This window comes from Pseudomonas sp. HY7a-MNA-CIBAN-0227, from assembly GCF_040310325.1.
Taxonomy (GTDB): Bacteria; Pseudomonadota; Gammaproteobacteria; order Pseudomonadales; family Pseudomonadaceae; genus Aquipseudomonas.
In genome coordinates this window covers 1-215 of sequence record NZ_JBEOPT010000409.1, presented here as the reverse complement: position 1 = coordinate 215, position 215 = coordinate 1, and the positions used below count along the sequence as shown (strand labels likewise).

Here is a 215-nt window from a genome sequence, read left to right as displayed (position 1 = left end):
AAACCAGCCGCCAAGCCAGCTGCTAAAACCGCTGCTGCGAAACCAGCCGCCAAGCCAGTTGCTAAAACCGCTGCTGCGAAACCAGCCGCCAAGCCAGCTGCTAAAACCGCTGCTGCGAAACCAGCCGCCAAGCCAGTTGCTAAAACCGCTGCTGCAAAACCGGCCGCCAAGCCAGTTGCTAAAACCGCTGCTGCGAAACCAGCCGCCAAGCCAGC

General features: G+C 60.5%; 1 protein-coding gene. It reads left to right on the top strand.

The window, feature by feature from the left end; genetic code table 11:
• On the top strand, positions 1–215 hold a 215-nt coding region (locus AAEZ06_RS28465; RefSeq protein ID WP_350617568.1), incomplete at both ends, for a hypothetical protein.